Origin of the sequence: Cryobacterium sp. 10I1 (assembly GCF_035019805.1) — a bacterium.
Classification (GTDB): domain Bacteria; phylum Actinomycetota; class Actinomycetes; order Actinomycetales; family Microbacteriaceae; genus Cryobacterium; species Cryobacterium glucosi.
Window position 1 is genome coordinate 1 of sequence record NZ_JASJVF010000146.1, and the last position, 8361, is coordinate 8361.

Annotated in this window: 7 protein-coding genes and 1 pseudogene; 2 read left to right on the forward strand and 6 right to left on the reverse strand. The window is 68.9% G+C overall.

The window, feature by feature from the left end; translation table 11 throughout:
- A pseudogene (locus QN345_RS12550) lies at positions 1-634 on the reverse strand (sucrose synthase (sucrose-UDP glucosyltransferase)); the annotation flags it as partial.
- A 224-nt stretch (positions 635-858) separates the two neighbouring features.
- On the opposite strand from QN345_RS12550, the gene QN345_RS12555 reads away from it, so the two are divergent.
- Positions 859-3174 carry an FdhF/YdeP family oxidoreductase gene (locus QN345_RS12555; protein ID WP_322141115.1) on the forward strand — a complete coding sequence of 772 codons (2316 nt, stop codon included), beginning with the start codon at positions 859-861 and terminating at the stop codon, positions 3172-3174.
- On the opposite strand, the gene QN345_RS12560 is transcribed toward QN345_RS12555, so the two are convergent.
- The 5 genes from QN345_RS12560 to fdhA all read right to left on the reverse strand — a co-directional run bounded on the left by QN345_RS12560 (position 3171) and on the right by fdhA (position 7479).
- Positions 3171-3635 (reverse strand): MarR family winged helix-turn-helix transcriptional regulator, encoded by a 465-nt coding sequence (locus tag QN345_RS12560; protein ID WP_323508702.1) that lies wholly within the window; start codon positions 3633-3635, stop codon positions 3171-3173. The two genes, QN345_RS12555 and QN345_RS12560, sit on opposite strands and share 4 nt — an antisense overlap.
- Positions 3635-4093: an SRPBCC family protein gene (locus tag QN345_RS12565; protein ID WP_134560209.1), complete on the reverse strand. Its 459-nt coding sequence runs from the start codon at positions 4091-4093 to the stop codon at positions 3635-3637. Before QN345_RS12565 ends, QN345_RS12560 begins: the two co-directional genes overlap by 1 nt.
- Positions 4094-4151: 58 nt before the next feature.
- Positions 4152-5099: a formate dehydrogenase accessory sulfurtransferase FdhD gene (gene fdhD / locus QN345_RS12570; protein WP_322189629.1), complete on the reverse strand. Its 948-nt coding sequence runs from the start codon at positions 5097-5099 to the stop codon at positions 4152-4154.
- A gap of 9 nt (positions 5100-5108) precedes the next feature.
- Positions 5109-6155: a GTP 3',8-cyclase MoaA gene (moaA, locus tag QN345_RS12575; protein WP_134448910.1), complete on the reverse strand. Its 1047-nt coding sequence runs from the start codon at positions 6153-6155 to the stop codon at positions 5109-5111.
- 109 nt (positions 6156-6264) lie between these two features.
- Complete coding sequence (gene fdhA, locus QN345_RS12580; protein WP_134448909.1) at positions 6265-7479, reverse strand: formaldehyde dehydrogenase, glutathione-independent; 1215 nt, start codon at positions 7477-7479, stop codon at positions 6265-6267.
- A gap of 216 nt (positions 7480-7695) precedes the next feature.
- Here fdhA and QN345_RS12585 point away from each other — a divergent pair.
- The coding region (locus QN345_RS12585) for a ThiF family adenylyltransferase (protein ID WP_323508703.1) at positions 7696-8361 on the forward strand (666 nt) is incomplete at its 3' end.

Consider the following 8361-nt stretch of genomic DNA (forward strand, 5'->3'; position numbering starts at 1 on the left):
CGCCCGCGCCGGCGCCGGAGCGGGAGCGGGGACCGGCATCGGCGAGGCCCCGGTCGCCGATCGCGGCGATCGCGGCGGCCCGCACCTCTGTCGCCTCGGCCGGGTCGACGGCGACGCGGAACAGCATGCGTTCGGGAATGCGCCCCGAGATCTGGCCGATGGTTTCGACCAGTCTGGCCCGGGCGCCCGGCTCGGTGACGCCCAGCAGGGCGCCCTCGACGGCGAGGGCGACAGGGGCCGCAACGGCAGCGCTCCATTGCTCGAGGGTGCGCTGGGCAATCATCCCGGCGAAACCGCCGTCGATGACCATCCCGAGCAGGGGCGCGACCGCGTCGAAGCGGGGCAGGCGGGCGCCGAACGCCCAGGCCGCGTGCTCGCGGAGGAAGAGCTGCTCGTGCCCGAGGAGGGAGACGAGGACCTCGTCCGCCGTCTCGTCGAAGACCTGGGCGAGGGCGTGCACCGCGGCGATCGCGGTGACCTGGTCTGCCGGATCGACGGCGGCCTCTGCGAGCAGGCGCACGGCCCTGGTGCCGCCGTCCCGGCTCGCTGCAACGGTGAGGTCGTCTGCGGCCATGATCGTGGCGAGGATCGAGTCCGCGCTCCGGAGCGAATCCAGTGTGCTCTGCGTTCCCATGGTCGAACTCCCTGTCTGCCGGCGATGCCGCGGCTGGTGTCGGCCGGTGGGCCGAGAATGGCCCGGTGGGCCGGGACAAAAGCCCCTTGTCGATTCAACGCCACTTTCCCGGTTCGCGCGCCCTTCCGGGCTGGGAATCACCCGAGAGGACGCATCGCCGTTCTCAGACCCTGCGACGGCTGCCGTTGTGCCGGTACGCAGTCAAAAGGAGCATCATGGATGGCATGACACGTCACGCCCCGATCCAGGACATCAACGAAGACTCCCTCGTCGTGAAGAAGCCGGAGACCAGCGCGGCGGGCCTCGAAGCCGTCGTCGTAGCGCTCGAGCGCGGCGTCGCCCAGGCCGGGATCGGCCGCACCACCCGGGCCCTGCTCCGGCTCAACCAGCGCGACGGGACAGACTGCCCCGGTTGCGCCTGGCCGGAGTCGCAGGGTCACCGCAAGACGGCCGAATTCTGCGAGAACGGCGCGAAGGCCGTCGCGGAGGAGAGCACCGTGCGCCAGGTGACCCTCGCATTCTGGGCGGAGCACTCCATCGCCGAGCTCGCGACGAAGACCGAGTACTGGCTCGGCAACCAGGGCCGCATCACGCACCCCGTCGTCATCCGCCCCGGTGACACGCACTACTCGCAGATCTCCTGGAACGACGCGTTCGAGCTCATCGGCGAGCAGATCCGTGCCACGACCCCCGACCGCACCGTCTTCTACACCTCCGGCCGCACCGCGAACGAGTCCGCGTTCCTCTACCAGCTCTTCGCCCGCTCAATCGGCACGAACAACCTGCCGGACTGCTCGAACATGTGCCACGAGTCCTCCGGCTCGGCGATGAACGCGACGATCGGCATCGGCAAGGGCACCGTCTCCCTCGAGGACATCCACCACGCCGAGCTCATCCTCGTCGTCGGCCAGAACCCGGGCACCAACCACCCGCGGATGCTGTCAGCCCTGAAGGAATGCAAGGACAACGGTGGACGGGTCGTCGCGGTCAACCCCCTCCCCGAGGCCGGGCTGTTCAAGTTCAGGGACCCGCAGTCCGTCTCCGGACTGATCGGCGACGGCACCGCGCTCGCCGACGAATACCTGCAGATCAAGGTCGGCGGGGACCTCGCCCTGTTCCAGGCCCTCGGCCACCTGCTCCTCGAGGAGGAGAAGCGCGTGCCCGGCTCCGTCGTCGACCAGGCCTTCATGGACGCCAACACCCAGGGACTCGAGGAGTACCGGGCCGCGCGCGGCGAGATCGACTGGGAGGAGACCGAGAAGGCGACCGGGCTGTCCCGGCTGCAGATCGGTGTGGTCGCGAGCATGCTCGTGACCTCGAAGGCCACGATCATCTGCTGGGCGCTCGGGCTGACCCAGCAGCCGCACTCGGTCAACACTCTCAAGGAGATCATCAACCTGCTGCTGCTGCAGGGCAACTTCGGCAAGCCGGGCGCGGGCGCCTGCCCGGTGCGCGGCCACTCCAACGTGCAGGGCGACCGCACCATGGGCGTCTGGGAGAAGCCGAAGGAGGCGTTCCTCGCCGCACTCGACACGGAGTTCGGGATCGTGAGCCCGCGCACGCACGGCCTGGACTCCGTCGCGACGGTCGAGGCCTTCGAGAACGAGGACGTCGACGTGTTCGTGTCCCTCGGCGGCAACTTCGCCCTCGCCTGCTCGGACACCGCGAAGCTCGAGGCCGCGATGCAGCGGGTCGGGCTCACGGTCCACATCTCCACGAAGCCGAACCGCTCGCACGTGATGCACGGGCGCACCTCCTTGATCCTGCCGACCCTCGGCCGTACAGACACCGACGACAAGCACCCCGGCGGACGCCAGGTGCTCTCCGTCGAGGACTCGATGTCGGTCGTCCGCACGACACAGGGGCGCCTCGATCCCGTGTCGGAGCACCTGCTCGCCGAGCCCGTCATCGTCGCCAGGATGGCGAGCGCGACCCTCGGCGCCGAACACCCCGTCGACTGGAAGGCGATGAGCGAGGACTACGACCTGATCCGCGACCACATCTCCCGGGTCGTCCCCGGCTTCACCGACTTCAACCGCCGGCTGAAGACGAAGAACGGCTTCGTGCTGCCGAACCCGCCCCGCGACACCCGCAGCTTCGCGACCGACATCGGCCGCGCCCGGTTCACGGTGAGCCCGCTCGAATACCTGACTCCGCCGGCCGGGCACCTCATCCTGCAGACCATCCGCAGCCACGACCAGTACAACACGACGTTCTACGGCCTCGACGACCGGTACCGTGGCATCTCGAACGGGCGCAGGGTCATCCTGATCAACAAGGACGACGTCGTCGAGCTCGGCTTCCACGACCGCGACCTCGTCGACGTGATCAGCACCTTCCGCGGCGAGGAACGCCGCGCGGACGAGTTCCGGCTCGTGGTGTACCCGACCCCGCGCGGCTGTGCCGCCGCGTACTTCCCCGAGGCGAACGCTCTGATGCACCGCGAACTCGTCGCCCGCGAGTCGAACACCCCCGGCTACAAGGCCATGGCGGTGCGCTTCATCGCCCACGAGCAGGCCCCGGTCCCGACGGCCGGTTAGGACGCCGGGCCGAGCACCACGCGGAGCATGCCGGTGAAGACCGCCCGCTCGGCGCCGAGCGGGGTGAAGAAACGTTGGTCGACGCCTTCCACGGCCGCGTTCGCGTGGCGGGCGAGCTCGGCTCCCGCCATTGTCACCCTGAGGGACTTCGCCCGGGCATCCGTCGGGTGACCCCGCCGTTCCACGAGGCCCTTCCGTTCCAGGGTGCGCAGCACCTGCGAGGTCATCATCGGGTCCGTTCCGGCGTGGCGGGAGAGTTCCCGCTGGGTGGTCGGCCCGTCCGTGTCGAGCCACACGAGCGAGGCGAGCAGCACGAACTGCACATGGGTCAGGCCGAACGGCCGGAGCGCCGCCCGCTGGGCCGCCTGCCAGGAGTTGGTGACCCGCCACAGCATCAGCCCCGTGCTGTCCTCCGCGGACGCGAACTCGCTGTCGAGCCCGCTCTCCTCGGCGTCCGGCATCAGTGGTCAGGGTCTTCAGGGTCAGCAGGGTCAGCAGGGTCAGCGGATGCCTCGGCGAGCGCGAACAGCCCGGCCATCGCCTCGGGGAAGTCCGCACTGATCTCCGGGCCGAGCCCCGGTCCGATCTCGTCAGCATCCTGCCCGGTGATCACGAGTTCGTGGGTGACCCGCGTGCCGCCGTCACTCGGTGTGAACACGTGCCGGAACGTCAGCACGACGTCGCCGAATGTGGTCTCGTCGGCATACCGTTCGTTCGGGGCCAGTTCGATGATGCGGGATCGGAACGTGTCCTGCCCGACCGGCGTCACGCTCAACTCCGTGCCGACGGTGAATGCACCGTCCATCTCGAAGACGTCCCCGCCCGCGGCCGCGGCGACCCCGGTGTGGATGTCCCGGAACGCCGCCCAGACCGCGGCGGGTGTGGCGCTGGTGTCTGCCGTGTACTCAGTTCTCCACATCAGATGACCTCTCGTCCGAAGCTGCCCCTCGCAGCGGGACAGTTAGTATGCGCACATACTAATTCGGCGCTGCGGAACCGGCAAGGGCCGATGGGGCAGAACTCGCAACACTCGCAGCACCCTCGGCACCCTCAGCACCCTCGGCACCGGCGAAATCTTCCGCTGCGCGACCGCCACCGCCGGTGATCCGCTCGGCGCCCGCATAGATCACCATCGAGTCGCCGCGCAGGAAGCCGACCAGGGTCATGCCCACCTCGGCGGCGAGTTCCGCCGCGAGGGAGGACGGCGCGGAGACCGCGGCCAGCATCGGGATGCCGGCCATCGCCGCCTTCTGGACGAGTTCGAAACTCGCCCGGCCGGAAACCTGGAGCACGGTTCCACGCAGCGGCAGCCGGTCCTCCTTGACCGCCCATCCGATCACCTTGTCGACGGCGTTGTGGCGCCCGACGTCCTCGCGCAGCACGAGCAGTTCCCCGGTGGCGGCGTCGAAGAGCCCGGCAGCGTGCAGGCCGCCGGTCTTCTCGAATACCCGCTGGCCGGCCCGGAGCACCTCCGGGAAAGTGACGAGGCGTTCGGCGTCGAGGAGCACAGGGTCGTCCGAGACGGTGAAGACCGACCGCGTGCGCACGGCGTCGATGTTCGCCTTGCCGCAGAGCCCGCACGCGCTCGTGGTGAGGAAGTTCCGCTCGAGGCTCGGGTCGGGAGCAGCCACGCCCGGCGCGAGGCTCACGTCGAGAACGTTGTAGGTGTTCTCTCCGTTCACGGTGGCGCCGGCGCAGTAGCGCGCCGCGAAGAAATGCTCGCCGCGGCTGATCACGCCCTCGGAGACCAGAAAGCCCGCGGCCAGGTCATAGTCGTTGCCGGGCGTGCGCATCGTGACCGCGAGCGAGGTGCCGTTCACGCGGATCTCGAGCGGCTCCTCGACGGCGAGCACGTCTTCCCGGCTGGTCCTCCGGCCGCCGACCGTGAGCCGGACAACCTTTCGTCGTGCCGTGATTCGTGTCATTGTTCCTGGTCACCCTCCGATGTACGACATCTCGATCTTCTTCTTACCGGATGCCCGCAGTTCGCTCGTTTTCGCGCTCCGCAGGTCCGAATACCGGTCGGTCCGCTCTCGCCAGACCGCGGCCATGGCGGCGGAGAGGTCGTCGTCCGTTGCGCCGCCGCGCAGGAGCGCGCGCAGGTCGTGTCCCTCCGTCGCGAACAGGCAGGTGAAGAGTTTGCCGTCCGTCGACACCCGGGCGCGGGAGCAGGTCGAGCAGAACGACTGCGTCACGCTCGAGATCACCCCGATCTCGCCGCTGCCGTCCCGGTACCGCCAGCGGCTCGAGGTCTCCCCTGTGTAGTTCGGGGCGATCTCCTCCAGCGGCAGTTCGGCGTCGATCCGGGCGATCACCTCGCGGGACGGCACGACGGCGCCCATCTCCCAGCCGTTGCTCGATCCGACGTCCATGAATTCGATGAAGCGGAGGATGACCGGCGTGCCCTGGAAATGCCGCGCCATGGCGAGGATGTCCCCGTCGTTCTGGCCGCGCTTGACGACCATGTTGACCTTGACCGGGCCGAGCCCGACGGCCGCGGCGACGTCGATGCCGTGCAGGACCTTCGCGACCGGGAAGTTCACGTCGTTCATGGCCCGGAAGGTCGCGTCGTCGAGGGAGTCGAGGGACACCGTGACCCGGCGAAGTCCCGCGTCCTTGAGGGCCTGGGCCTTGACCGCGAGCGCCGAGCCGTTGGTGGTCAGGGCGATGTCGATGGGCCGTCCGTCCGGGGTGCGGAGTACCGCAAGCTCGGCGACGAGGTCTTCGAGGCCGCGGCGCAGCAACGGCTCCCCTCCGGTCAGCCGGATCTTGCCGACCCCGTGCGCGACGCTCACCCGGGCGAGCCGGGTGATCTCCTCGAAGGTGAGCAGTTCGTCGCGTTCCATGAAGGCGAAGTCGCGGCCGAAGATCTCCTTCGGCATGCAGTACACGCACCGGAAGTTGCACCGGTCCGTGACCGAGATCCGCAGGTCGTGCAGCGGCCGGCCTCGGGTGTCCGTGAGTGTCGGGTTTCCGGTCATACGCTCCACCCTAATCTTCTGTCATCACGGCCCCGCGACACGGATGCCCGACCGGGGCGGCCCCGGCCGGGCATCCGTTCGAAACGGTTGCTCTTACGTCACTGATTCACTACTTGACGTAACCGTTCGGGTTGAGCACATATTTCACGGACTTGCCGGCGTCGAACTCGGCGTAGCCGCGCGGCGCGTCCTCGAGGCTGATCGCCTGGGCGTTGACGGCCTTCGCGATCTGCACCTTGTCGTGCAGGATCGCCATCATGAGCTTGCGGTTGTACTTCATCACCGGGCACTGGCCCGTGGTGAAGGACAGCGACTTCGCCCAGCCGAGCCCCAGCCGGATCGAGAGCGACCCGACCTTCGCAGCCTCGTCGACCCCGCCCGGGTCACCGGTGACGTAGAGCCCGGGGATGCCGAGCGCGCCGCCGGCGGCGGTGATGGTCATGAGCGAGTTGAGCACCGTCGCCGGCCGCTCCTCCCCCGCCGCCTGGCCGTGCCCGCGGGCCTCGAAGCCGACCGCGTCAACGGCGCAGTCGACCTCTGGGACGCCGAGGATCTGTTCGATCTGGTCCTGCGGGTCGCCCTTGCGCAGGTCGACCGTCTCGCAGCCGAAGCTGCGGGCCTGGGCCAGCCGCTCCTCGTTGAGGTCGCCGACGATGACGGCGGCCGCTCCGAGCAGGTGCGCGGATGCCGCTGCCGCGAGGCCGACCGGCCCTGCTCCTGCGACGTAGACCGTCGACCCGACGCCGACGTTGGCGCTCACCGCCCCGTGGAACCCGGTGGGGAAGATGTCGGAGAGCATGGTCAGGTCCATGATCTTCGCGAGGGCCTGGTCCCGGTCCGGGAACTTCAGGAGGTTCCAGTCGGCGTACGGCACGAGAACGTACTCGGCCTGGCCGCCGACCCAGCCGCCCATGTCGACATAGCCGTACGCGCTGCCGGGGCGGTCGGGGTTGACGTTCAGGCAGATCCCGGTCTTGCGCTCCTTGCAGTTGCGACACCGGCCGCAGGAGATATTGAACGGGACCGACACGATGTCGCCGACCTTGATGAACTCGACATCGGGCCCGGTCTCGACGACCTCGCCGGTGATCTCGTGACCGAGCACGAGGTCGGCCGGGGCTGTCGTGCGTCCACGGACCATGTGCTGGTCCGAGCCGCAGATGTTGGTGCTGACCGTGCGGAGGATGACCCCGTGCGGTACCTTCCGGCCGACGTTGGCCGGGTTGACGCCGGGCCCGTCCTTCAGCTCGAAGGTGGGGTAGTCGATGTCGATGACCTCGACGTGCCCCGGGCTCTTGTAGGCAACTGCTCTGTTCCCTGTCATTACATACCTTCCTAGGTTCTGCGTAGTGATCCTCTGTGCACGGCCGTTTCGATCGTGCGAGATTGCAGTGGTGCTAGTTGGTGCGCTGTGGGGTGGCGCTTACTCGGTGGTGCCGTCTTCGACGAAACACCCATCGGCTGGGGATATCAAGGGGGTTGCCGAGACTCTGGGCGGATGCGGATGCGCCGGCCGCCGGGAGCGCCTAGCGTAAGGGGCATGGCCCTTCCTCCCCTTGTCGAACCCGTCGCCCGGCTCACCCCGACCGAATCCGTGCGCACCGCCCGTCAACGCCGCCTGCCGCAGCTCGACGAGCTCGGCCAGCGTCGCCTGGCGAACGCGAAGGTGCTCGTGCTCGGCGCGGGCGGCCTCGGCTCCCCGGCCCTGCTCTACCTGGCGGCGGCCGGGATCGGCACGATCGGCATCGTCGACGGCGACGACGTCGAGCCGAGCAACCTGCAACGCCAGATCGTGCACGGCCAGGCGGATGTCGGCAGGTCGAAGGTCGTGAGTGCCGCGGAGTCCATCGCGGCCATCGCCCCGGCGACCATTGTCATCCAGCATGCCGAGCGGCTCGACCACGGCAATGCCCGCGCGCTCATCTCCGGGTACGACGTCGTGATCGACGGCACCGACAATTTCCCGACCCGGTTCCTCGTGAACGACGTCTCCGCCGAACTGGGGAAGCCGCTCGTCTGGGCATCCGTGCTGCGCTTCGATGCCCAGCTCTCGGTGTTCTGGGCCACCCCGCCCGAAGGGAGCGGCGTTGCGGGCGTGCAGCTGCGGGACCTGTTCCCGAATCCGCCCGCCGAGGGCGAAGTGCCGAGTTGCGCGGAGGCCGGCGTGCTCGCGGAGGAAGAGCTGCTCGTGCCCGAGGAGGGAGAC